Below are 23,571 nucleotides of genomic sequence, written 5' to 3' on the forward strand. Positions count from 1 at the left end.
GCAACGGTTGCTACGGCGTAATCCGCCGGATTTTCACCCTCTGATTATAGCGCTGTCGGAGTGAGCGCGGAATGATGAGTGTGGCGATGGCGACAACGAAGACAGCGACCGCCACGACCCAGAGGGCATCCGATTGCAGCTTGGCCCCGAGAACGGCACCGCATATCGCGCCGCTCAGCATGCCCAGCCACGGCACGATCTGGATGCCCCAATCAAAGCTCCGGTCACCGAGAAGAAAGCGGCCGATGCCTCGGCCGAAACGGGAAAGGGCACCCGTCACATAGGTAAGGCCGATCGGCAGTCCCTCGATATGCTCGACGGCCGCGTTGACCATGCCCATGGCGAAGACCACGAGGTAAAATTGCACGAGGCCCGAGCTCTCGCCACGAAGCAGTGCCGAAATGGCCACAAGCGATCCGACGGCCATGAGGACTGCAAATATACGCCGCTCGAACTTGTGGGCCACCACGATCCCGCCCGCGTTGCCCGCCACAAAGGCAATGATCGCGACAAGGAGTTTCACGGCGTGGGAATAGATGCCCGCTTCCGCTGAAACCGCGGCGCGCGTGGTATTGCCGGTCATGAAGGATACGAAGTCGCCGGAAATATGCAGTCCAACCGCGTCCGTCATGCCCGCGATGAAGGAAATGGCGGCAACCAGCGCGATACCCGTGCCGGTCCTTCTGGCCTTGATGATATTACGACGTCTCTGTCTGGTCATGGAGAGCTCGATACGGGAAATCGTTGGGCCTGCTCGCCGGCCGCGTTCTTCTATGTCTAGAATGGCTGGCCGTGCATTTGCAATCGTTCCAGGGATGTTCGTGCGCTTCTGTTTTGTCTAGACAAATACAAAATGCCTGCCTACGATGCCTCAAATAAAGCGAAAAACAATGTCGCACAAAAATAAATCAAAAGGGGTTCCGATCATGAAAATAACCTGGGTTTTCGCCACTCTGGCGGCACTTTTCTCATCCGCTTCCGCCTATGCCGAAACGTCCGTGACGATAGGCATGTCGGGCTGGACGGGTTTTGCACCACTGACGCTTGCAAAACAGGCCGGCATTTTCGAAAAGAACGGCCTGAAGGTCGAGATCAAGAAAATCCCGCAGGCCAGCCGCCATCTCGCTCTCGCTTCCGGCGACATCCAGTGCGCCGCCACCACGGTGGAAACCTGGATCGCCTGGAACGCCAATGGCGTGAAATCCACCCAGATTTTCCAGATGGACAAATCGCACGGTGCCGATGGCATCGCGGTGCGCAGCGATGTCGCAAAGGTCGCGGACCTCAAGGGCAAGACGGTGGCCGCGTCCGCACCGGGCACCTCTCCCTATTTCTTCCTCGCCTGGATCCTCAAGGAAAACGGCCTGACACTGAAGGATGTGAAGGTCGTCAACCTTGAGCCGGGGCCGGCCGCGCAGGCTTTCGTCGCCAGACAGAACGATGCAGCCATGACCTATGAACCCTATCTCTCTACCGTGCGCGCCGCTCCCGACAAGGGTAAGATTCTTGCCACGACACTGGATTATCCCGCGGTCATGGATACGTTTGGCTGCACGCCAGACTTCCTGAAGGCCAATCCGCAGGCAGCCAAGGCTCTGGCGGACAGCTATTTCCAGGCACTTGATCTTATCAAGGCCGATCCCGAAAAATCCTATGCGACGATGGGCGCGGATGTGAAACAGTCCGGCGAGGCCTTTGCCGCTTCGGCAAAATTCCTCGAATGGCAGGACAAGGCCGCCAACCAGAAATTCTTCGAGGGCGAGTTCAAGGCTTTTTCCGAAAAATCGGCTGACCTGCTGCTCGAAATCGGCGTGATCAAGTCGAAGCCTGATCTTTCGACCCTCGCGGACACGTCCTTCATCAAGTGACGGAAACAGCCAGCTGCATTTCCCTCTCCGGATATTGCAGTCAGTAAGAAGCGCGACAGTGTTCCCGCGTCTTGAGTGCGGGAACATGTTGATGGCGTGGCGAAGTGCCGCGCCGGTTCGGGACAGGCGACAGAATGCAACCACTTCAACCCATAAAGAACAGCACGAGGATAGCGCTTGGCATCCTGTTCTTCGTGCTTTTTTTCTCTGCCTGGGGCTTTGCCACGCTGGGCGGTTTCGTGTCGCCGACCTTTCTGGCCGACCCCGTTACCATGCTTAAGGATGGTATCTATCTGCTGACGAATCAGGGTTTTGCCAGCGATATCGGCATGACGATCTGGCGTGTCGTGGGCGGTTTCGTGCTGGCCTCCGTAGTCGCCGTCCCTCTCGGTATCGCCATGGGGGCTTATAAGCCCATCGAGGCGCTGCTTGAGCCCTTTGTCTCCTTCGCGCGTTACCTTCCGGCTTCCGCCTTTGTGCCGCTGCTCATTCTCTGGGCCGGCATCGGCGAGATGCAGAAGCTGCTGGTGATCTTCATCGGCGCCGTCTTCCAGATCATCCTGATGGTGGCTGTGGCCGTCGCCGGCACGCGGCGGGATCTGGTGGAGGCCGCCTATACGCTGGGGGCGAGGGATCGGGGTGTGGTGCGTCGAGTCCTCATTCCCGCCAACGCGCCTGACATTGCCGAAATCCTCCGTCTCGTCCTCGGCTGGGCCTGGACCTATGTCATCGTCGCGGAACTGATCGGCGCCTCCTCCGGTATCGGCTACATGATCATCAACAGCCAGGCGCTGATGGCGACCGGCCAGATCATCTTTGGCATCATCGTCATCGGTGTTATCGGCCTTATCTCGGATTTCGCGTTCAAATCGCTGAACCGGAAGCTTTTTGCCTGGAGGCTTGCCTGATGAGCGAACTCGTTATCACGGGCGTCAGCCGCACCTTTCCAGGCGTACATGGCGGGCAGCCGACGCTGGCCCTGCAGCCCACCAATCTCGAAATCCCGCGCAATGATTTCGTCACCATCCTCGGTCCTTCGGGATGCGGAAAATCGACCCTGCTGCGCATCATCGCCGGGCTTGACCGTCCGACGACGGGCGAGGTGCTGTTGTCAGGCAGGGCGGTGACTGGCCCCGGGGCGGACCGCGGCATGGTGTTCCAGTCCTATACGCTGTTCCCTTGGCTGACGATCCGTGAAAACGTCGCTTTCGGCCTGCGCGAACGCGGCGTTGCCGAGAAGGAAAAATGGGAGATTGTTGACAGCTATATCGACAAGGTCGGCCTGCGTGGTTTCGAAAACCATTGGCCGAAACAACTCTCCGGCGGCATGCAGCAGAGAACGGCCATTGCCCGCGCCCTGGCAAATGGCCCAAAAATCCTGCTGCTCGACGAGCCTTTCGGCGCTCTCGACAATCAGACCCGCGGGCTGATGCAGGAATTGTTGCTCGGCATATGGGAGCGTGAGCAAAAGACGGTCATTTTCGTCACGCACGATATTGAGGAGGCGGTTTTCATGGCGTCGCGCGTGGTGACCATGTCTGCGAGGCCGGGCCGTATCAAATCGATCACGCCGGTCGACCTGCCGCATCCGCGCCACTACACCGTCAAGGCCAGCCCGGAATTTTCCGAACTGCGTGCAAGGCTGACGGAAGAAATCCGCAGCGAAGCGATCGCCGCCGCCGCTCACGGATAGCAGGGCATGGAACGGGGAGGATAGAAGCATCGGGATGAGGCGCACAGGCACCGATCTTCAGGAAAAGTCACTGCACGAGCGAATCCGCAACGATGTGGAGCGCCACATCATGTCAGGCGAATGGCCGCCGGGATATCGTATCCCATTCGAACACGAAATGACCCGCCAATATGCCTGTTCGCGCATGACGGTGAACAAGGCTTTGGGAGAACTGGTGCAGCGGGGTCTTATCGAAAGACGCCGGCGTCTCGGTAGTTTCGTCCGTCAGCCCCACGCGCAATCGGCCGTGCTGGAAATCCACGATATCGAACGCGAGGTGCAGGCACTCGGGCTGGTTTACGGGTATCGCCTCGACAAGCGGCGTCTGCGGCCTGCGGGTAAAGACGATGGTGCGGCTATGGCGCTTGCGGCCGATGCGCCCGTGCTGGAACTCACCTGCACGCATTTTGCCGGTGGCGTCCCATTTTGTCTGGAAGAGCGCCTCATCAATGTCACTGCTGTTCCGGAGGCCGAGTTTGCCGATTTTTCGCAGATCGGCCCCGGAACGTGGCTGCTGAAGATGGTGCCCTGGAGCGCTGCTGAACATCGCATCAGCGCCGTATCGGCCGACCGCAAAAATGCCGCCGCGCTGGGTATCGGATCGGGAGCCGCCTGTCTGGTCATCGATCGCCGGACCTGGCACGGAACGGATTACATCACCCGCGTGTCGGTCACCTATCCCGGTGACCGACACGCGCTCGTTGCGCAGTTTTCGCCTTCGCAGAGCAGCTGAAGACGGTAGATCGGTCAATTTTTTGTAAAGAAGAGTTTACGGGTCGTCTTTTGGCAATATAATAGTTGTCAAAAGAACTCAGGTTTATTATCGGAACGTCAAGCTTTTACGACGGCATCCGTTATGACCCCGGTTTCAAACCGGTCAATCTGCGGATGGGTTCATCGACGGAAATCCGGGATAAAAAACATGTCAGTTGCGACCACCACTTCTTCCGCGTCTCTCAACAAGGCAAGCAGGACACGGCGCATTTCCCTTGCCACGACGGTTACCTTACTGGTTGGATTGAGTGCCGGTGCGGTTTTCGCTCAGACGGCATCCGAACCCCAGATTCAGTCCGCACCGCAAGCGGAAACGGTCCAGCCGGCACAGCCGTCTCCACAAACCCCGGCGGCGCCGGACGCTCCGGTCGTTCAGCCGAACCAGCCTTCCACGCCTGCACAGGAACGGCCGGCAGCCGTGGCGCCTGCACAACCTCAAGGCAATGAAGCAGCGCCTGCAGAGCGCGCACAATCTCCAGTCGCTCCCGCCCTGACACCAGAAGGTGCCGCGCCGACCAACGAGGTTTCAACCCCGGTAGAGCCCGTCGGCGCCGACCCGGCAAGTGCCGAACATCGCGCGGATATCCCACACAACCTGTCCCCCTGGGGCATGTTCATGGCGGCGGACTGGGTCGTGAAGGGTGTCATGATCGGTCTGGCCTTCGCCTCGCTGGTGACCTGGACGGTGTGGGTTGCAAAGTCGGTTGAACTTGCAGGTGCGCGTGTTCGGGCCGGCGCAACGCTGAAGGTCATTCGCAAGGCGAAAACTCTTAACGAGGCTACCGAGGCTGTCGAGAAGAAGGGCGGACCTGCGGCGCTCATGCTGCGCATGGCAACTCATGAAATGCAGCTTTCCGATGCTGTGGTCGAACATACCGATGGCGGCGGTATCAAGGAACGTGTCTCCTCGGCGCTGTCGCGTATCGAAACCCACGCCGGTCGCCGCATGTCACGCGGGACGGGCGTTCTGGCAACGATCGGTTCCACCGCCCCCTTTGTCGGCCTGTTCGGCACCGTCTGGGGCATCATGAACTCCTTCATCAGCATTTCGGAATCGCAGACCACCAATCTCGCCGTCGTCGCGCCCGGCATTGCCGAAGCGCTTCTGGCCACCGCCATCGGCCTCGTTGCCGCCATTCCCGCAGTGGTGATCTATAACGTCTTCGCGCGCTCGATCACCGGATACCGCCATCTGCTGGCGGATGCCGCAGCGGGCGTGGAGCGCCTCGTCAGCCGCGACCTCGATTTTCGCCGCATTCCGCCGGGCAGCACCAGCAAACCCGCAGTATCGCTGGTTGGACGGTGATCGGACATGGCTGGAGGAATTCGCGAAAACAGCGGTGACGATCTCTCCGAAAACCATGAGATCAATGTGACGCCCTTCATCGATGTGATGCTGGTTCTGCTCATCATCTTCATGGTGGCCGCGCCACTCGCCACCGTCGATGTGAATGTCGATCTTCCCGCATCCACCGCAAAACCCGCGGAACGACCGGAGGAGCCGCTGTATCTTACGGTCAAGGACGATCTCTCGCTTAATCTGGGCAATGATGCGGTCGCCCGTGAAGCCTTGGCGGCCGCCATCGACCGCCAGACGGGTGGCAAGAAGGATACCCGCATCTTCCTGCGTGCAGACAAGGCGGTTGATTACGGCCACTTCATGGAAATCATGAACCTGCTGAGAGATGCGGGTTATCTGAAGATCGCCCTTGTGGGGCTGGAAAATGCCGCTGCCGCGTCGCAGCCTCCGGCTGCTGGCCAGCCCGCCCCGTCGGCGGTGCAGGAAGCGACGCCATGAGTGAAAACGGCTATCCACAGGCCCGACATTCCCGCCTTTGGGAGGTGACGCTGTGGTCCGCCGCGGCGTTGCTGATGCTCAGCGTCCATGCCGGGTTCGCTTATTATCTGATGCAGGAGCCGGATGAGCTTGAGGCCGGCGGGCCGCCCCCCGCCGCCATCATGATCGAAATGGCCGCGATACCGGAAGCCGTCCAAACGGAAGAAACGACGCAGGCGCAGGATGTCGAGGACGCCGAAGAAGTGAAGAGCGACAGCAGCGAACCGGTTGAGGAAGCTGTCCCCGAAGAGCCGCCGCCACCACCTGAACCGGTTGCCGAAACGCCGCCACCGGAGCCGGTGCAGCCGCCTGAGCCACCGGTCGAGGAGATCGTCGAACCGCAGGAAATTCCCGAGCCGGTTGACCCTGTCGATCCCGTTCAGGAGCAGATGATGGCGGAACTTGAAAATGTCGAGGTTCCCTTGCCCGTCATGCGGCCTCCGCCTCCGCCGGTCGAAAAGAAGGTGGAAAAGAAAGAGCCTGAAGAGAAAAAGAAGGTCGAGCGCCAGCGCCCCAAACCGCAGCAGGCCTCGGAACTGCGTGAAACTGCGAAAGCGGAAGCCCAGCAATCCGACCGCACGGCCGCACCGCGCAGCAATGCCGGCTTCTTTTCTTCGTCATCCGCCTCTCCGGCAAAATGGGGATCGAAAGTCCGCTCGCATATTCAGCGCCGCAAACCACGTTCACTCCGCAGCGATGCAATGACTGCGACGGTGCGGTTCCGCGTCAATGATGCCGGTGCCATCAGCGGTGTCAGCGTTGTTCAGTCCACCGGCGATTCGTCCGTGGATCAGCAGATCGCCGCCTGGATTCAGAGCGCGTCGCCCGTGCCCGCCCCGCCGCCGGAAGCAAACAGGACGATCACGCTGCCGATCAGCATCCGCTAGCAGCTCCCCTGGCGGGACCGATTTTTTCCGACCTGTCCCGTGGTGTGGCCTCAATGATATTTCGCGAATGTTTTCGATGGTGTAGGTCTTGACGACATCACAAGCAGAGGCATTCCGGAATGAAATTCTCAATCGCAGAGGCGGAGGATCTCGTATCCTCTATCTTTGAGCGCAACGGCGTCCTACCGCAAAACGCCCGCTCGGTGGCAAAGGCGCTCGTCGCCTCCGAGGCCGCCGGGCAGGGTGGTCATGGTTTTCGCCGTATACCCGTTTACGTGCGTCAGGCCCGTGTAGGCAAGGTCGATGGCAAGGCGCGTCCGGTGGCCACACGGGTGAAGCCCGGCGTCCTCTCTGTCGACGCCAATCATGGTTATGCCTATCCGGCGATCGATCTCGCGCTTGAGGGATTGCCTGAAATGGCGCGCCAGCAGGGGATCGCGCTCGCCGCCATCCACCGTTCCCATCACGCCGGCGTCATGGCGCTGACTGTCGAACGTATTGCCGAAACGGGTCTCGTGGCGCTGATGTTCGCCAATGCGCCTGCGTCCATGGCGCCATGGGGCGGCAGCAAGCCGCTTTATGGTACGAACCCGATTGCCTTTGCCACGCCCGTTGGCGGCGCCGATCCACTCGTCATCGATCTGGCTCTCTCCAAGGTCGCACGCGGAAAAATCATGGCGGCGCGCCAGAAGGGGGAGACGATCCCGGGCGACTGGGCGCTTGACAGAAATGGCCGACCGACCACCGATCCGGAGGAGGCCATAGAAGGAACCATGGTTCCTGCGGGCGAAGCCAAGGGCGCAGCGCTGGCGCTGATGGTGGAAATCATGGCCGCTGCAATTACCGGCGGAAACTTCGCCTTCGAGGCCTCCTCCCTTCTGGACGACAAGGGTGCGCCCCCCTCGCTCGGACACACCATTATCGCAATAGACCCTGTATCATCAGGCGGCTCTGCCTTTACCGAAAGGCTGGCTCTTATCGCCCAGGAGATAGAAAAACAGGAAAATGTCCGCCTGCCCGGTCGCCGCAGCCAGGGTATCCGCAAACAGGCGTTGGAAAGCGGTATCGTGATCGAAAGCGATATTCTTGGCGAAATTCAATCGCTTTGACCGGACATTAAACCCGGCGGGTCGACCGTGACCCGCCGGGTAAACCGTAAATGGCTGCGTTTATCTGCATCGATGGGACCGGACATCATGTCCAGCCGCCATTTGGTCCGCCGATCCCGCCATTGATATGGAAGGATTTTGACGCAGAAAGCCGCTCATTCGGTTTTCAGCTTCCGGAAAGGACTTTGTCGCGGAAGCTTGAGTTGAGCAGGTGGCGATTATGCCTCCTGTTCGATCAGGCCGCGCAGCAGGGCAATACTGACGGTATTCAGCAGATTGGTCGCACCGAGCCTGTGGCGCACCTTTTCCAGAGTATCCTTGACGTCCGCTTCGTCGGCGCCGACTATCACGGCGACGTGCGAGGGATGTTTGCCCCGCGCGACCAGCCCCAGATATTGCCGCTCACGCTCCGAGAGGACGACTTCATGCGTCTGGCGATATTCATGCGGCGTATTTGAAGACATTTCTTTCAGCCTCAAAAAAGATTGGCCTTCCCCGGCAGGAGCAGGCAGTGTTCATTCTCCGACACCAGCTCGTTGGCCGCTCCGTCCACACGCGAACAGAAACGCCAATTTCGCCAATAGGTTTCATCTGGCCTCAGGAGTTTTGCGGTAAGGGGCCGCTTTCGCAGCCTGTAAATCCGATGCGGACGTTCTATTCCAGCCATTGAGGGCCTGCGACAACGACGCCCAGCGACGACAATCTGTCTGGCGTAAAATGCAGTTTCAAAGCTTTGGAATGTTTTCGTCACACCTGAAGGAGATCGGCGCTCTAATAATCGATGTATTCCACCGATAAAATAACATGACGCGCCAAGTTTTTCATTTTATTGTTATGTTTCGGCACACATCGCGACAACTGTTGATATATTCATCAACTTTAATGCCTCGTTCCGAAATATTGATGCTGTAGCCATGTATTATCCGGCGGAATGATGCGCGTGTTTCCGGCGAATATCCGTAGGTGTTGCCCCGAACCAGCGGGAAACGGAGCGGGAAAATGCACCTGGGGTCGAATATCCAAGCCGGTAACTGATGTCGGAGACCGGAAGATCACTTTCCACCAGAAGCTTGAATCCGGCATTCTTGCGAATGGCATCCTTTATCTCGTTGAGATTGGTCCCGAGTTCGGCAAGGCGCCGCTGAAAACTGCGTTCCGAGAGGTTGAAATAGGGGGCAATCTCGCTGAGCGAAAGCTCCGCATCGGAAAGCCTCATCTGCATATACCGCTTCACCTGATCGATGAAATGCGTCGCGTCGGCCGATGTCTCCGGTCGAAGCATCCGGCACTGCAAATTCATCAATTCGAACAGGCGTTCATCGGCGTTCGGATTGGCCACCTCAAGGAGAGATAGGGGAAGGCGCATGGTATGGATCGGTTGGGAAAAGCTGATCCGCTTCGTCATTCTTTCTTTAAATAATTGAATATTATCGGGTTTCTGTCGCTCCATCCCAATCTCGATCTGATGGATGCGCTCTCCCAGAATATCGCGGAGCCGCTGTATCAGGATTGCCAGGGACAGATCGACATATTGATCACGCTTGACAATCACCGGTGCAAAGGACCATGACAGCGTCACCCCGGTCGCATCTGCAACCATGGTGAAATTGCTGTTATTGGTCGCATAATAGACGTGATCCTGAAGAAAGCGCAGAAACGCCCGCACCGTCGGGGCGCTGATCAGGCCATATCCGAAAGCACCGGACGCGCCGGCGGGAAAAGTGGAGGCGCACTGCAATCCGAAAGCGTCGTCGCCGGATATCAGGGCGCAGGTTTCCAGCAGACGGCATAATCTATCGAGGCTGATGCGCTCTGTGAGACTTCCGAAATTGCCGGGATCGATCTCAAGAGCCTTGCAGATGGGTGCGATATCGATGCCACGCCCCCGCGCATAATTGCTGACGCCGGCGGCCAGACCGGCCACCACAGTTATTTCGTCGCTGAGCCTCTTTTCGGGCATCCCTAGCCTTGGCGTACCATGTTTGGAAATTGTCGCCTGATGGTAAGCCTCGCGCACCCGTTTGTCGAGCAGTGCGGCCGGGGATTTTATGTACGGTTGCGGACGCTTTGCTCCAGAAGCTGCATCATTGTTTTTCCCGCATCTTCGATCGCGCCGCTGTTGTCCACAGTGATCACGTCAAAATCGCCGTCGACACAGAGAGAACTACGTTCAAGCCGTCGCAGGATATCGTCGCGGCTCTCCCGTCCTCGCTGTTCCAGCCTTCGTGCTAGAACCTCCGGTCGCGCCACGATATTCACGACCTTCAGGCGGGAAAATGCAATGCCGAACTGAGGCAGGGCCGACCGGGAACCGTTGGCGATAACCACGTCCCCGGCGTCCAGCTGACGATAGACAGCGGCCGGAATGCCGTATTTCAGCCCATGCGCCTCCCAGGAGACTGCGAAAGCGCCTTCACTCTCAAGCCGGTTGAATTCCTGCATGGAAACTGCGTCGTGGTTTTCACCGCCCGCGTCGCCGCTGCGGGTAATGACGCGGCGGGTGAAGTGAAAGCCCGGCCGGCCGGACAGCTGCATTGCCGCATAATCCATCAGCGTATCTTTGCCTGCCCCGCTGGGGCCGACAATGACAATCATGGTTCCGGGCGATCCCTCGCGCCGGCTATCTTGTCCGTCGCCGGTCATGCCACGCGCTTGCCCAGACGCCAGACGGAACGTGCCACGGGAACGCCATCTTCGCGGTGAACCCGGACCAGATCGGCCCGCAGACCGCCGGCTATGCGGCCGCGGTCGTGAAGACCAACGGTCCGCGCCGGCGTGGCGGTGACCATACGCAGAGCTTCCGGCAGCGTGATGGCTTCCACCTGATCGGCAAGCAGGAACGGCGCGAAGAGCAGGCTGAAGGGCACGTAGTCGGAAGAGAGAACATCCAGAACACCAATTTCGGCCAGATCGCGGGCGGCGATGTTGCCGGAATGGGATTTGCCGCGAACGATGTTCGGGGCGCCCATCAAGACACTCATGCCGGCGCTGTGCGAAGCTTTTGCCGCCTCGACGCTGGTGGGAAATTCCGCCAGCTTCACACCGTGACCAATCGCTTCGCCGACATGCGCTTCTGTTGCATCGTCGTGGCTCGCAACGGTGATTCCACGCTCGGCGCAGCGGGCAGCCAGATAATCACGATGCTTGGCGGAATATTCCGCCGATGCCGCCTGCCTGCGCCGCACGAATTCGGCGAACGCCTCGTCGCTCAGACCGCGCTTCTTCTGATAATAGAAAATATACTGGTCCATCGACTGGAACTGGCGCTGGCCCGGGGAATGATCCATCAGCGAAATCAGCCGCACGCGCGGATCGGTTTCGAAATCTTCAAAATGCTCCAGCACATCGGCGGAAGCGACCTCACAACGCAGATGCAGCAGGTGGTCCGAGCGCAGGCGGTTCTGATCCGCCGCCGCCTCGATGGCGTCAGCCATTTCCCGCATTTCACCTTTTTTGAAACCACCGTCTTCATCCGAGCCAAGTCGCAGGCAATCGAATACGGTGGTGATGCCGGAGGCCGCCACCTGTGCGTCATGGGCCTGAATGGCGGCAATCTTGTCCCAGATGACACCGGGGCGCGGCGAATAATGCTGCTCGAGATGGTCGGTATGCAGTTCCACCAGGCCGGGAATCAGGAAATCGCCTTCAAGATCTTCTCCGGTCTTGGAGGCGCCTTCGCTGATATCGGCGATCTTGCCGTCGCGGATCAGAACGGAGCCCAGAATAATATCGTCTTCCAGAACGATACGGGCGTTGGAAAGGGCGTGCTCAGTCATGGTGTCGCATCTTCCTTTGGCTGCTGGTCAAGCGGGTGCCAGCTGTGAACGGTGAAGGGGGCGCCGCGCGTTTCTTCAATGAACAGGGCGAGGCCGGAAACGGTGAGGGGTTTGTCGGTGAATTCGGCAAATCGTGCGGTGAGAAGCTCACGCACGGCGGGCTGTTCGCTTTCGTCGATCCGGCCGGTCAGCGTCATATGAAAACGGAAATCATCCATGACATGCGGATAGCCCCAGAGCGACAGATTTTCCCGCTGGCTTTCGGTCAGCATCTGCGGCCGGCGGCGGGCAATATCTGTTTCGGACAGGGGCGCGCGGAACCGGTCGAAATGATCCACGATCTCCGCCGCAAAGTCTTGCAGCGGCTGGTAAATGCGATCCGGCACCAGGGCGAAGAATGGCCCAAGTGCACCAACCACGATACGCGGAATGTCAAAGGCCGGCTGGCTTGCAGCAAAGTCCGCGACGGCCGCCAGCAGCTCTGCTTCGCTGTATTTCTCGGACAGCTCGAAAGGCGCTTTCAGGGTTGCGTGGAAGCCATAACGGCGGGGCTCTTCCGTCATCTCCGCATAGTGGGCTTGGTCATCATGCAGTCTGCCGGAAAACGCGTTTCGTCCAAGCCAGCGGGATGCCGTTTCGGTCAGAGGATGATCTTTAGCCGGAGAAAAATAGATGGCATAGCGCACGGCAAGCACTCTTCGGTGTCATGGAAAACCAGGGATGAGAAGCTATTTGGCGTGACTCGCCCGCCTCCCGCAAGGTCAGGAGTGCGAAGTAATCTCTTTCCGTGACAGAATGATGATGCGGATGGAAAAAAGCGCACCCGGAACCTCATAGAGGTTAAGGGGTGCGCTTGAGGATAAGTTAGCCCTACGCACGCGGGACGGAGAAAGGATCAGTCGCTTCTCCTGATGTGCGGGGCGGGATGACCAACGCTTGCGGCGTCACGTGAAGTCCCGCCTTGCCGGGTTTAATGCTGCGTTTTTCCGATCAGACGCGAACGCAGCGAGTTAGAAATGTGGTCGAACAGGAAAACGACGAAGAGGATCAGCAGGACCATATAGGCCACCTTGTCCCAGTCGGCATTGGTGCCCATCGCTTCCAGCAATTTCAGGCCGATACCCCCGGCTCCCACCGCACCGATGATGGTGGCGGACCGGGTGTTGCTCTCCCAGAAATAGAGTGACTGTGAAATGAACACCGGCAGAACCTGCGGCAGCACGCCGAAGCGATTGACGGCAATCGGCGAGGCGCCGACCGATTTGACACCCTCGCGCTGCTTGTCGTCGACATTCTCCAGCGCCTCGGCATAGACCTTTCCGAGCGCGCCGGTATCGGTGAAGAAGATCGCGGCAATGCCGGGGATCGGTCCCGGGCCGAAGCTGCGGGTGAAGAACAGTGCCCAGATGAGCATGTCGATCGAGCGCAGAAAATCGAAAAGGCGCTTCATGCCCCAGTTCGCCGCCCTGTTCGCGGTGATGTTGCGTGCGGCGATAAAGGCGAGCGGCAGGGCAACGACGGTGCCGAAAAGCGTACCCACGAAAGCCATGACCAGCGTTTGCATCAGCTTGGACAGGATGTCGGCGTGTTGCCAGACACTGTTGTCGAGAAAATCATCGACCATATGGCTGAGATTGGAGCGCGCGGGATCGAGCCTCTCTTCCCAGAGAGCGAGAGCGGCAAGCTCGCCATAACCCTTGCCCCAGAATTCCGATTTCGTATCGAACAGGAAGTTCGCCCATCCAAGGAAACGGCGCTGCACATAAACCTGACTGGTGCGGATTTCCGCCTGACCGGCAAAGCCGTAATGCACCAGCACCTTCTTGCCGTCCTGCTGGATTTCGGCAGGCAGCCCCTGTGGTGCAACAACGCCGTCGTCGTTGATCATGACGGGATAGTTCTTGCCGTCGACATAGACATCCACGCGGGTTGGCGTCACATCGAGGCGGTTTTCCGAACCCACATAAACAACGCTGTAACCGCCATCGGGCAGGGGTTGCAGCCAGTCGATCTTCGCATCGACCGGATATTGACCGCGGCTCGACCATTGCGGTTCAACCTTGCCGGCTTCGAAACGGAGGCGCGGTTGGGCGCGCCAGGAATACCAGTCCTGGATGTAGCTGGAGGCGCGATCCCATCGGCCCTGCATGAAAGCCGGACCAACATTGAAGAGGAAAAAGCAGCCGACGAGGTAGGCGGTGACGGCAAGAAGTCCGACAAGCAGACCATATCGCTGCATGAAACTGCGATTGAATACCTCAGGATGCGCAGCCGTCAGCCTCTCGCGCTCGGCAGTGTTGAGAATGAAGCTGGAAGACATCAGGCCGCTCCCCGTCCGAATTCGAAGGATTGATGGCCGATCAGCCTGCGGCGCAGCCAGCCGGAAAACTGATCGACGGCGATGATGGTGATCAGCAGCAGAATGATGATGGCATAGGTCTTCGACGCATGATCATTGCCGATGGACAGCCGGAACACTTCGCCGATGCCGCCGCCGCCCACGGCGCCGATGATGGTGGAGGCGCGCACGTTGATTTCGGCGCGCAACAGCGCATAAGAAACGAAATTTGGCAGCACCTGCGGCACGATGGCGAAACGCACACGCTCCAGCCAGTTGGCACCGGCGGCGCGAAGGCCTTCATCCGGCTTCATGTCGGCATTTTCCACCACTTCGAAGAAGAGCTTGCCGAGAGCGCCGATGGTGTGGACCGAGATTGCGATGATCGCCGCGATCGGACCGATCGACAGAATGGCTGTCAAAAGCCCGGCGACGACGATTTCAGGAAAGGCGCGCAGCACTTCCATCACCCGGCGCACCAACCAGCGCACAAGGCCGGCGCCAACGAGATTGGTGGAGGCGAAGAAGCAGAGCACGAAGGCGAAGCCGGTGCCGATGATTGTCGAGACCAGCGCAATATTGAGAGTGATGATCAGCTGGTAGATGAAGTGCGGGATGTAGAAACCGCTGGTGATGTAAACGCGATCCGCGACATAGTTGTATTTCAGCGAACCGTCCGCATAGGGCGACGGCAGGTCAAACATGGCCCGGAAGATTTCCAGCGGACTATCGGGTACGAAGGTCTTCATGAAATCGAAGAAATAGGGCAGGCGCTCGAAAAATTTGCCTGAATTGGCCGCATTGGCGAAATTCAGGGAGGCGGCAAGGATGACGAGAAAGATCACGAGCGAAATGACGGTATAGATTCGCCGAGTCGCAAGCTGCTGTTGATAATGACGCATGACCGTCTGTGACGATGCGCTCAATCCTTCTGGCGAGAAGGTACCATGGTGCAGTGTGGTCGCCATGCCGCTTTTCCTTTATTTGCAAAAGCGGCGGCGCCGCAAGGCACCGCCGCTTCCGGATATGATCTGAGGATCAGCCGCCGATAACCGACTTACGGGCGTCGATGATCGTCTGGTAGAAAGACGGATCGACCTTGATGTAGGCGGTGTTCTTGCCCTGGGTGAAGCCCTGGAAGCAGGCGAGGTCCTTCTTCGGCAGTTCCATGAAGAAGTTTTCGACCTTCTGCTTCATCGCGTCGCCGAGCTTGTTGGCGACCATCAGCGGGCCGTTCGGGATCAGTGGCGACTTCCAGACTTCGACGATATCGTCCATGTCAAGGTTGCCCTTCTTGACCATCTGGTAGAGGTTGCCGGCCGTGTAGCCTTCTTCCCACTTGCCCACGCCCGAACCAAAGGTGGTACCGACATCGAACTTCTTGTCGAGAACGGCGAGAACGAGGTTCTCATGGCCGCCGCCAAAGCCGGTTTCGGAGAAGTATTCCTTGACCGGAACGCCGGTTTCCTTCGGAATAGCGACGTTGGGAACGAGGAAGCCGGAGGTGGAATCGGGGTCCGCGAAGCCGATCTTCTTGCCCTTGGCATCAGCCAGCGTCTTGATGCCGCTGTCCTTGCGGGCAACCATGATCGTGTAATAACCGGTCGAGCCGTCAGCGCCGGCGGTGGTCAGAATCGGATCAACGGCCTTCGGATCGGCCAGGGCGATCTTGGCGTAGGAAGAAGCGCCCATGGAGGCGATGTCGATGGTGCCGCCGAGCAGACCCTGGATGACGCCGTTATAGTCCGGCGATGGGAAGATCTGAACTTCGGAAACGCCGGTCGCGGCCTTCAGGCCGTCGGCTACGCACTTCGTGTTGCGGATCTGGTCCGCTTCGTTTTCGGAACCGTCGAGACCGATGCGCAGGACCTTGACGTCCTGGGCCATGGCGGAACCGGCCAGAACGCCAAGGGCGACTGCCGAAAGAAGGATTTTCTTCAACATGGACTTTCTCCTGTTTCCCGGCAAGCCGGAGTTTGTTGTGAACCATCGGCCCTTGACGCGGGCGCAAACGATGCTGGGCGGTTCCCTCAGAGCCCGGCGAGAGCGAGCGGTTCGGGACCGGCAGATTGCTGCACCGGACGCGCGGCAAGTTGCGCGCCGGGAATATTGATGCTGGTCGAGGTCATGGTCTCGTCGATGCCGGATCCCTGAGAGTCGGTTCCGTAAATCTCGGTAACGGCTGCGGCCGTCAGTTCGGCGGGCGTTCCGTCGAAAACGACGCGGCCCTGAGACATGCCGATGATGCGTTCGCAATAGTTGCGCGCGGTATCCAGCGTGTGCAGGTTGGTAATGACGGTGATGCCTTCGCGCTCATTGATGTCGCGCAGCGCATCCATCACGATCTTGGCGTTCAGCGGGTCGAGCGAGGCGATCGGCTCGTCGGCAAGGACCATCTTCGGAGACTGCATCAGGGCGCGGGCTATGGCGACGCGCTGCTGCTGACCGCCGGAAAGCGTACCGGCCGCCTGCATGGCCACATGTTCGATACCAAGCCGCTCCAGCGCGGCGATGGCCATCAGACGCTCTTCATGTGTGAAGATGTTAAAGAGGCTCAATGCCGTGGAACGGTGGTTGAGGCGTCCAAGCATGACATTGGTGAGCACGTCGAGGCGCGGAACAAGATTGAATTGCTGGAAGATCATGGCGCAGTCGCGCTGCCAGTTGCGCAGTGCAGCCCCCTTTAGTGACGAGACTTCCGTGTCATTGAAATAAATGGAACCCGAGGACGGGTCGACGAGGCGGTTGATCATGCGCAGCAGCGTCGACTTGCCGGCGCCCGAACGTCCAATCACGCCGACCATCTGGCCCTGCGGAATTTCGACATTCACGGAATCGACCGCAGTGTGATTGCCGAAACGGCGCGTGACTTGCTTCAGGTGAAAGCTCATTTCCCCGTCCAATCTTCTTTTGACGGGGTTCGGCGTAACAGCGGTGCGTGAAGTGCGAATGTCAGTTTGATGAAGAAAATATTACAAAGAGCTCATGTATTACGGCCGCATGTTTGCCGGCGAATGTCTGGGAACCAGCCCGCCGCGTCTTCAGGACACCAAACTGAAAAAGCAAACCCCGGGAACTTCCCGGGGTCGATCAGGTCTGTAATGTTTCAGCCGCGATATTTTCTGATGAAATCCTCGGCCGACATGCTGCGAAAATCATCGAGCGCGTCGCGCAGTCTTCTGTGATCCCAATCCCACCAGCCGAGGTCATCCATCTGCCGGCCCAGTTCTGAGGGGAAACGCTCCCGGATCAGTCTTGCGGGTACACCTCCCACGATGGTGTAGGGCGCTACGTCCCTCGAGACGACAGCACCTGCTCCGATCACCGCGCCGTTTCCAACGGCGACCCCAGGCAGGATGGTGGCGCCGTGGCCGATCCAAACATCGTGACCGATCACCACGCGTCTGGCGCGGCGAGCGGCAAAAAAATCGGTCTCGTCTTCCGCATCGTCCCAGTAATTGCGCGCGCGATAGGTGAAATGATGCAAGGTCGCCCGCTGCATGGGGTGATTGGTGGCATTGATGCGGACGGAGGCAGCGATGTTGACGAATTTGCCGATGGTCGCGCACCAGATGGCGCCGTCCTGCATGACATAGGAATAGTCGCCCATCTCGACCTCCTCGATCCGGCAGCGCTCCGAAATTTCGGTGTAGCGGCCGATCGCGCTGTTGGTGACGCGGGCGGTTTCGTGGATGACGGGCTCGAGGCCGACCTTCACACTCATGCTGCAGCCTTCCGTGGAGAAAACTGCGAAACGTCGAGAATGCGGTCGGCCACGGCTTCCCGCACTTCTTCATCATGAAAGATGCCGAGCAGTGCCGTGCCCTTTTCCTTTTTCTCCCTGATCATCTCAACGACGACACGCCGGTTGGTGGCATCAAGGGAAGCAGTTGGCTCGTCGAGCAGCAGGATCGCATGATCGGTGATGAAGCCGCGGGCGATGTTGACGCGCTGTTGTTCACCACCTGAGAAAGTGGCGGGCGGCAACGACCACAATTCGCGCGGCAGGTTAAGTTTCGAAAGCAGAGCGGCCGCCTGCTCACGTGCCTCTTCAGTGGCAATCCTGCGCGCCAGAAGCGGTTCGGCAACAACGTCTATGGCGGCGACTCGGGGTACCGTGCGGAGGAATTGGCTGACATAACCGATGGTGCGATGGCGAATGTCGAGGATCGTGCGAGGGGAAGCGCTGCCGATGTCGACAACTTCACCCTCATGGCGGATCAGAATCTGTCCGCTGTCTATGGCATAGTTGCCATAGAGCATCTTCAGGATCGAGCTCTTGCCGATGCCGGAGGGTCCGCCGAGCACGACGCATTCGCCGCTGCAGACAGAGAAATTGACATCGCGGACGACAGGCAGTTCGATGCCGTCGCGAAGATGCATGGTGAAGCTTTTGAAGACTTCCGAAACGATGAGAGGCGTCGGCATGGCGTCAGACCTGCAAGATGGAGGAAACAAGCAATTGCGTATAGGGCTCGCGCGGATCGTCCAGCACCCGGTCGGTCAGGCCGTGCTCGATGACGTCGCCGCCCTTCATCACCATCATGCGGTGAGACAGCAGCCGGGCTACCGCGAGGTCGTGGGTGACGACGACGACGGCGAGGCCGAGATCGTTGACGAGGCCACGCACAAGATCAAGCAGACGCGCCTGCACGGACACATCGAGACCACCTGTTGGCTCATCCATGAAAACCAGGCGCGGCGAGGTGACGAGATTGCGGGCGATCTGCAAACGCTGGCGCATGCCGCCTGAGAAGGCGCGCGGCTGATCATCGATACGGTCGGTGCTGATTTCCACCCTCTCCAGCCATTCGCTGGCAGATTGCCTGATATTCCCGTAATGCCGGTTGCCAACTGCCATCAGCCGCTCGCCGACGTTTGCACCGGCCGAAACCGCCATTCGCAACCCGTCTGCCGGGTTCTGATGCACGAAGCCCCAGTCGGTGCGCATCAGGAAACGCCGTTCGGCCTCACCCATATGGTAGAGATCGCGCATAGAGCCGTCGCGCATGCGATATTCCACGCTGCCTGCCGTTGGCATCAGCCGGGTGGAAATGCAGTTGAGGAGCGTGGTTTTGCCGGAACCGGATTCGCCGACTATGGCGAGAACTTCACCTGGATAAAGTTCGAAAGAAACATTGCGGCAACCGGCTCGGTCACCGTAATATTTTGAAACGTCACGGACTTTGAGAAGCGGTGCGTCGCTCATTCTGCGGCCTCCTTCACATCCGCCAGCATATGGCCCTTGTGGCCATGGGCGCGGCGGTCCTCGCAATGATCGGTATCGGAGCAGACGAACATCCGTCCGCCTCTGTCATCAAGCACCACCTCGTCGAGATAGACATTTTCTGCGCCGCACAGCGCGCAGGGCTTGTCGAAGCGCTGGATTTCAAAAGGATGATCCTCGAAATCGAGGCTGACGACGTCGGTGTAGGGCGGTACGGCATAGATGCGCTTCTCGCGCCCGGCGCCGAACAGCTGCAACGCGTCCGACATGTGCATTTTCGGGTTGTCGAATTTCGGGGTTGGCGATGGATCCATCACATAACGCCCGGCCACCTTCACCGGATAGGCGTAGGTGGTGGAGATGCGGCCGTTGCGGGCAATGTCCTCATAGAGCTTGACGTGCATCAGGCCATATTCCTCTAGCGCGTGCATGACGCGCGTTTCGGTCTCGCGCGGCTCAAGGAAACGCAACGGCTCGGGAATGGGAACCTGATAGACAAGCACCTGGCCCGAATGCAGTTCCTCTTCCGGAATGCGGTGCCGCGTCTGGATGATGGTCGCATCCTTCGTTCGGGTCGTGACGGCAACATTCGACACCTTCTGGAAGAAGGCGCGGATGGAAACCGCATTGGTCGTGTCATCGGCGCCCTGGTCAATTACCTTCAGCACGTCGTCGGGGCCAAGAATGGAGGCGGTCAATTGCACACCGCCCGTGCCCCAGCCATAGGGCATGGGCATTTCACGGGAAGCGAAGGGAACCTGATAACCCGGAATCGCGATGGCTTTCAGGATTGCCCGGCGGATCATCCGCTTGGTCTGTTCGTCCAGATAGGCGAAGTTGTAGGCAGCCAGTCCGTCGTCAAATGAAACTTCTTCAAGCATTGCGCGTTAGCCTTGTGAAAAAAGGAGTACAAGCTCATGGAGATTGGAATTCTTGTAGCCGTGTTCTTTGCTGTCTTTGCAGCAACGACCGTCTTTTGTGCTTACTGGTTCGGCGAGCAGCACAGCCGCTGAGTCATTCGGCCGCATCGCCCATCCATTCCGCGCCAGTCGCGTTCGTCGCTTCGAAATCAGCACGCATTTTTCGGACGAGCCCGAGTTCCGCCTGGAAATCCACGTAATGCGGCAGTTTCAGATGTTCGACGAAGCCCGTTGCCTGCACGTTGTCGGCGTGTGAGATGACAAATTCTTCGTCCTGCGCTGGCGCGACGACATCTTCGCCGAATTCGCCGGCGCGTAGTGCACGGTCGACCAGCGACATCGCCATCGCCTTGCGCTCGCTCTGACCAAACACCAAGCCATAACCGCGCGTGAATTGCGGAGGGGCCTTGGACGAACCCTTGAACTGGTTCACCATCTGGCATTCGGTAACCTGGATATCGCCCAATGAGACCGCGAAGCCAAGTTCCGGCACGTCTAGCTGGATTTCAACTTCACCGATGCGAATCTCGCCGACAAAAGGATGTGTCCGGCCGTAGCCGCGCTGCGTGGAGTAAGCGAGCGCCAGAAGAAAACCCTCATCGCCGCGTGCCAGTGATTGCAGGCGCAGATCGCGCGACATCGGGAATTCCATCGGTTCCCGCGTCAGGTCACCGGCAATATGGTCGTCCGGCAACTCGCCATCGCTTTCGATCAGCCCTTCCTGGGCGAGAATATCGGAAACGCGCATGACATGTTCCGGCTCGCTATCCCGCTGGGTTGCTGCTTCGACCGTTTGGTCTTCGAGAAGAGAGGGGTCGAGCAGGCGGTGGGTATAATCGAAGGTCGGCCCCAGCAATTGTCCGCCCGGCAGGTCCTTGTAAGTCGCGGAAACGCGCCGCTTCACCGTCATATCAGCTGTGTCCACCGGTACCGAGTAACTGAAGCGCGGCAGCGTGGTGCGGTAGGCACGCAGCAAAAAGATGGCTTCGATCATGTCGCCGCGCGCCTGCTTGATGGCTAGGGCCGCGAGCGACTGATCGTAGAGAGACGCTTCCGCCATTACCCTGTCGACAGCGAGCGAAAGCTGTGAAACGATCTGCGCGACCGTCATGGCAGGCAGGTCCCGGTCTCCGCGCCGCTTGTCGGCCAGAAGCCGGTGGGCATTGGCGATGGCGGTTTCACCGCCTTTGACAGCAACATACATCTTATGACTCCACGAGTTTGATGCGCGTCGTGCGCGGCAGGCAGACGAATCTATCGCCAGCCGTCAGGATCACGTCGACGCCGCGCGGGAAGAAGGCGTTGTTCTCCGCCCAGAGCCTCGGGAATATGTCGGGCAGACCGGAAGGACTGATCACGTTGACGTGGCGGATGCCAGTGCCGGAAAGCTGCAATTCCCGGCCGCCATCCAGATCAGGCAACTCGATGATGAGCGTGGTGGAACGGTCGGGATATTCCTGGCTTCCCACAGCAAAGAGACCGAAGGACGAAATGGCGCTGCCGGCCTCGAAGACCGCGAAATGTGCCGCGCCCTTTTCTTCTGTCGCAGCTGCGCCAGTGTGAAAACCGATCCAGCCGGGGACAGCGGTTTTTCGTAGTGCGCTGCTCAGCCAGACCGGAGTGTCATGGTCACAGAGCGCCAGCAGAACCGCTCCGGTCGCCGCGGCAAGCGGCAGCGGCGGAAAGACTGCTGTTTCGACCGCCTGTGTGGTGCCCGGACGGGCCATGCCGTCCATCAGTTTTTTGAAAACCCGTTGGGAATCGAAGACGGCGTCGGAGAAACCGCCCGTCAGTGCTTCGGCCTTGACACCCATCAATCTTCTCCTCGAACCATGGTGAAGAAATCGACCCGTGTGGCGGCAGTCTCTTTCATTGTCCGCTCTTTCTCTGCGGTCAGCCTTTTTTCGAGAGGCGAGAGAAGCTCGGTCTCGATGAAATCCCGTGTCGGGCTTTCCTGCCAGAGCGCATCGAAAACGGCGGCGTACCAGGCTTTTTTGCGACCGGTGCCGAGAACATGCGCATGACCCACAGTGCCGGAGGCCAACTTGATCGTCGCCCGGGTGACTGTCGTTTCACCGAGGTTGAAAGGAGCGCCGCCACCGCCGATCCGGCCCTTGACCATCACCAACCCGGTTTCCGGCCCGCGTACGGTTTCCGTTTTGGGGTTCTCACCCTGGCGGTTCCAGGCCGTTTCAAGTTCCTGAACCGTGGCGCGGGCAAGAAGCGCTGCCGCTCTTTTTCTGCCTGCGTGTATGTCTGCCGTATCGTTTGTCATCGCTTGACCTCTAATGTCTATTGATATAGACAACTATACAATATAAGCTACAAGTAATGGCGATGAATGACAAGCGTGTGACATGAGCCCTTCGGCAACGATGAAAAGAAAGAATGGAGTGGCGCTCTGGCGGCAGATCGCCGACCGGATCAGAGGCGAAATCGCCGCTGGTGATCACGACGAAACCGGCATGTTACCGCCGGAAATGACATTGGCGCAAAAATTCGGCGTCAACCGCCATACTGTCCGGAGTGCCATTGCCGCACTGGCGAGCGAGGGCATACTCGAGCCGATGCAAGGACGCGGCACGATCATCGCCCGCAAGGAGCGTCTCAGCTTTCCGATATCGCTACGCACGCGCTTCACTGCTGGCATCGGCGATCAGGTAAAGGAAATGGAGGCGCTGCTGCTTTCCCACATCACCGAGCCGGCCAATGCCGATCTGGCGGCGCGACTACAATTGCCGGTGGGTGCGCCGCTCATACGTCTCGAAACGCTCCGCAAGGCGGACACTCGCCCGGTCTCTCGCTCGACCACGTGGTTCCCCGCCGACCGTTTTGCCGGAATAGGAGAGGCTTATCAGAAAAGCGGCTCCATTACGGCTGCGTTCAAGATGCTTGGCGTGGCTGACTACGTGCGCATTTCGACCGTCATTTCCGCTAGTCACGCGGATACGCGCGATCTCGCCGATCTCGAATTGTCACCAGGCGCCATCCTGCTGATAACCCAGGCACTGAACGCAGATATGGACGGCGTGCCGGTGCAATACGCCATCAGCCGCTTCTCGGCCGATACGGTCGAATTCACGGTGGAAAACTAGGGTCAAAA

26 protein-coding genes are annotated in these 23,571 nt (G+C 59.1%); 9 read left to right on the plus strand and 17 right to left on the minus strand.

What is annotated here, in order from left to right; translation table 11 throughout:
- Positions 1 to 10: 10 nt before the first annotated feature.
- Positions 11 to 721 (minus strand): YoaK family protein, encoded by a 711-nt coding sequence (locus BTN45_RS13845; protein WP_207588312.1) that lies wholly within the window; start codon positions 719 to 721, stop codon positions 11 to 13.
- Between the two features lie 205 nt (positions 722 to 926).
- Between BTN45_RS13845 and BTN45_RS13850 the strand changes: the two genes are divergently transcribed.
- From BTN45_RS13850 to BTN45_RS13885, 8 genes are all read left to right on the plus strand, one after another.
- A complete protein-coding gene (locus tag BTN45_RS13850) occupies positions 927 to 1,868 on the plus strand; it encodes an ABC transporter substrate-binding protein (protein ID WP_207588316.1) in 942 nt (313 codons plus the stop codon).
- A 134-nt stretch (positions 1,869 to 2,002) separates the two neighbouring features.
- Positions 2,003 to 2,776 (plus strand): ABC transporter permease, encoded by a 774-nt coding sequence (locus BTN45_RS13855; protein WP_207588318.1) that lies wholly within the window; start codon positions 2,003 to 2,005, stop codon positions 2,774 to 2,776.
- On the plus strand, positions 2,776 to 3,561 hold the full coding sequence (locus BTN45_RS13860; protein ID WP_207588320.1) for an ABC transporter ATP-binding protein: 786 nt from the start codon (positions 2,776 to 2,778) through the stop codon (positions 3,559 to 3,561). Before BTN45_RS13855 ends, BTN45_RS13860 begins: the two co-directional genes overlap by 1 nt.
- Before the next feature lie 34 nt (positions 3,562 to 3,595).
- Positions 3,596 to 4,333 (plus strand): histidine utilization repressor, encoded by a 738-nt coding sequence (hutC, locus tag BTN45_RS13865; RefSeq protein WP_207588321.1) that lies wholly within the window; start codon positions 3,596 to 3,598, stop codon positions 4,331 to 4,333.
- Positions 4,334 to 4,522: 189 nt separating this feature from the next.
- Positions 4,523 to 5,680: a tonB-system energizer ExbB gene (gene exbB, locus BTN45_RS13870; protein ID WP_207588322.1), complete on the plus strand. Its 1,158-nt coding sequence runs from the start codon at positions 4,523 to 4,525 to the stop codon at positions 5,678 to 5,680.
- A gap of 6 nt (positions 5,681 to 5,686) precedes the next feature.
- Positions 5,687 to 6,172 carry a TonB system transport protein ExbD gene (gene exbD, locus BTN45_RS13875; protein ID WP_207588323.1) on the plus strand — a complete coding sequence of 162 codons (486 nt, stop codon included), beginning with the start codon at positions 5,687 to 5,689 and terminating at the stop codon, positions 6,170 to 6,172.
- Positions 6,169 to 7,098, plus strand: coding sequence for a TonB family protein (locus BTN45_RS13880; RefSeq protein WP_207588324.1), 930 nt, complete (start codon positions 6,169 to 6,171; stop codon positions 7,096 to 7,098). The genes exbD and BTN45_RS13880 overlap by 4 nt, the downstream gene beginning before the upstream one ends.
- A 119-nt stretch (positions 7,099 to 7,217) precedes the next feature.
- The gene (locus tag BTN45_RS13885; RefSeq protein ID WP_207588325.1) at positions 7,218 to 8,207 is read left to right on the plus strand and encodes an Ldh family oxidoreductase; all 990 of its coding nucleotides are present in this window, start codon (positions 7,218 to 7,220) and stop codon (positions 8,205 to 8,207) included.
- 218 nt (positions 8,208 to 8,425) lie between these two features.
- Here BTN45_RS13885 and BTN45_RS13890 read toward each other — a convergent pair whose 3' ends face one another.
- The 16 genes from BTN45_RS13890 to phnG all read right to left on the minus strand — a co-directional run bounded on the left by BTN45_RS13890 (position 8,426) and on the right by phnG (position 22,743).
- Entirely contained in the window at positions 8,426 to 8,671 is a 246-nt protein-coding gene (locus tag BTN45_RS13890) for a LuxR C-terminal-related transcriptional regulator (RefSeq protein WP_207588327.1), read from the minus strand.
- 455 nt (positions 8,672 to 9,126) lie between these two features.
- Complete coding sequence (locus BTN45_RS13895) at positions 9,127 to 10,167, minus strand: AraC family transcriptional regulator (protein WP_022555392.1); 1,041 nt, start codon at positions 10,165 to 10,167, stop codon at positions 9,127 to 9,129.
- Positions 10,168 to 10,253: 86 nt separating this feature from the next.
- Positions 10,254 to 10,850, minus strand: coding sequence for a phosphonate metabolism protein/1,5-bisphosphokinase (PRPP-forming) PhnN (gene phnN, locus BTN45_RS13900; protein WP_194842352.1), 597 nt, complete (start codon positions 10,848 to 10,850; stop codon positions 10,254 to 10,256).
- Complete coding sequence (locus tag BTN45_RS13905) at positions 10,847 to 11,983, minus strand: alpha-D-ribose 1-methylphosphonate 5-triphosphate diphosphatase (RefSeq protein WP_004439239.1); 1,137 nt, start codon at positions 11,981 to 11,983, stop codon at positions 10,847 to 10,849. The genes phnN and BTN45_RS13905 overlap by 4 nt, the downstream gene beginning before the upstream one ends.
- On the minus strand, positions 11,980 to 12,669 hold the full coding sequence (locus BTN45_RS13910; RefSeq protein WP_348649825.1) for a DUF1045 domain-containing protein: 690 nt from the start codon (positions 12,667 to 12,669) through the stop codon (positions 11,980 to 11,982). The genes BTN45_RS13905 and BTN45_RS13910 overlap by 4 nt, the downstream gene beginning before the upstream one ends.
- Before the next feature lie 284 nt (positions 12,670 to 12,953).
- Entirely contained in the window at positions 12,954 to 14,303 is a 1,350-nt protein-coding gene (gene phnE, locus BTN45_RS13915) for a phosphonate ABC transporter, permease protein PhnE (protein WP_037089497.1), read from the minus strand.
- On the minus strand, positions 14,303 to 15,289 hold the full coding sequence (gene phnE, locus BTN45_RS13920) for a phosphonate ABC transporter, permease protein PhnE (protein ID WP_004439242.1): 987 nt from the start codon (positions 15,287 to 15,289) through the stop codon (positions 14,303 to 14,305). The genes phnE (BTN45_RS13915) and phnE (BTN45_RS13920) overlap by 1 nt, the downstream gene beginning before the upstream one ends.
- Positions 15,290 to 15,359: 70 nt before the next feature.
- Positions 15,360 to 16,265 carry a phosphonate ABC transporter substrate-binding protein gene (gene phnD, locus BTN45_RS13925; protein WP_207588332.1) on the minus strand — a complete coding sequence of 302 codons (906 nt, stop codon included), beginning with the start codon at positions 16,263 to 16,265 and terminating at the stop codon, positions 15,360 to 15,362.
- 86 nt (positions 16,266 to 16,351) lie between these two features.
- Complete coding sequence (phnC, locus tag BTN45_RS13930; RefSeq protein WP_006699785.1) at positions 16,352 to 17,212, minus strand: phosphonate ABC transporter ATP-binding protein; 861 nt, start codon at positions 17,210 to 17,212, stop codon at positions 16,352 to 16,354.
- A gap of 215 nt (positions 17,213 to 17,427) precedes the next feature.
- Positions 17,428 to 18,045: a DapH/DapD/GlmU-related protein gene (locus BTN45_RS13935; RefSeq protein ID WP_153776421.1), complete on the minus strand. Its 618-nt coding sequence runs from the start codon at positions 18,043 to 18,045 to the stop codon at positions 17,428 to 17,430.
- Complete coding sequence (gene phnL, locus BTN45_RS13940; protein WP_004439247.1) at positions 18,042 to 18,749, minus strand: phosphonate C-P lyase system protein PhnL; 708 nt, start codon at positions 18,747 to 18,749, stop codon at positions 18,042 to 18,044. Before phnL ends, BTN45_RS13935 begins: the two co-directional genes overlap by 4 nt.
- Positions 18,750 to 18,753: 4 nt before the next feature.
- Positions 18,754 to 19,530, minus strand: coding sequence for a phosphonate C-P lyase system protein PhnK (phnK, locus tag BTN45_RS13945; protein WP_153776420.1), 777 nt, complete (start codon positions 19,528 to 19,530; stop codon positions 18,754 to 18,756).
- On the minus strand, positions 19,527 to 20,429 hold the full coding sequence (locus BTN45_RS13950; RefSeq protein WP_004439252.1) for an alpha-D-ribose 1-methylphosphonate 5-phosphate C-P-lyase PhnJ: 903 nt from the start codon (positions 20,427 to 20,429) through the stop codon (positions 19,527 to 19,529). The genes phnK and BTN45_RS13950 overlap by 4 nt, the downstream gene beginning before the upstream one ends.
- 133 nt (positions 20,430 to 20,562) lie before the next feature.
- The gene (locus tag BTN45_RS13955; RefSeq protein ID WP_207588333.1) at positions 20,563 to 21,672 is read right to left on the minus strand and encodes a carbon-phosphorus lyase complex subunit PhnI; all 1,110 of its coding nucleotides are present in this window, start codon (positions 21,670 to 21,672) and stop codon (positions 20,563 to 20,565) included.
- A gap of 1 nt (position 21,673) precedes the next feature.
- Positions 21,674 to 22,282, minus strand: a complete 609-nt coding sequence (gene phnH, locus BTN45_RS13960) for a phosphonate C-P lyase system protein PhnH (RefSeq protein WP_207588334.1) — start codon at positions 22,280 to 22,282, stop codon at positions 21,674 to 21,676.
- On the minus strand, positions 22,282 to 22,743 hold the full coding sequence (phnG, locus tag BTN45_RS13965; protein ID WP_004439260.1) for a phosphonate C-P lyase system protein PhnG: 462 nt from the start codon (positions 22,741 to 22,743) through the stop codon (positions 22,282 to 22,284). Before phnG ends, phnH begins: the two co-directional genes overlap by 1 nt.
- 82 nt (positions 22,744 to 22,825) lie before the next feature.
- Here phnG and phnF point away from each other — a divergent pair, with 82 nt between their 5' ends.
- Positions 22,826 to 23,563, plus strand: a complete 738-nt coding sequence (phnF, locus tag BTN45_RS13970) for a phosphonate metabolism transcriptional regulator PhnF (protein WP_207588335.1) — start codon at positions 22,826 to 22,828, stop codon at positions 23,561 to 23,563.
- Positions 23,564 to 23,571: the final 8 nt, after the last annotated feature.

It is taken from the genome of Rhizobium sp. ZX09 (genome assembly GCF_017357485.1).
Lineage (GTDB): Bacteria > Pseudomonadota > Alphaproteobacteria > Rhizobiales > Rhizobiaceae > Agrobacterium > Agrobacterium pusense.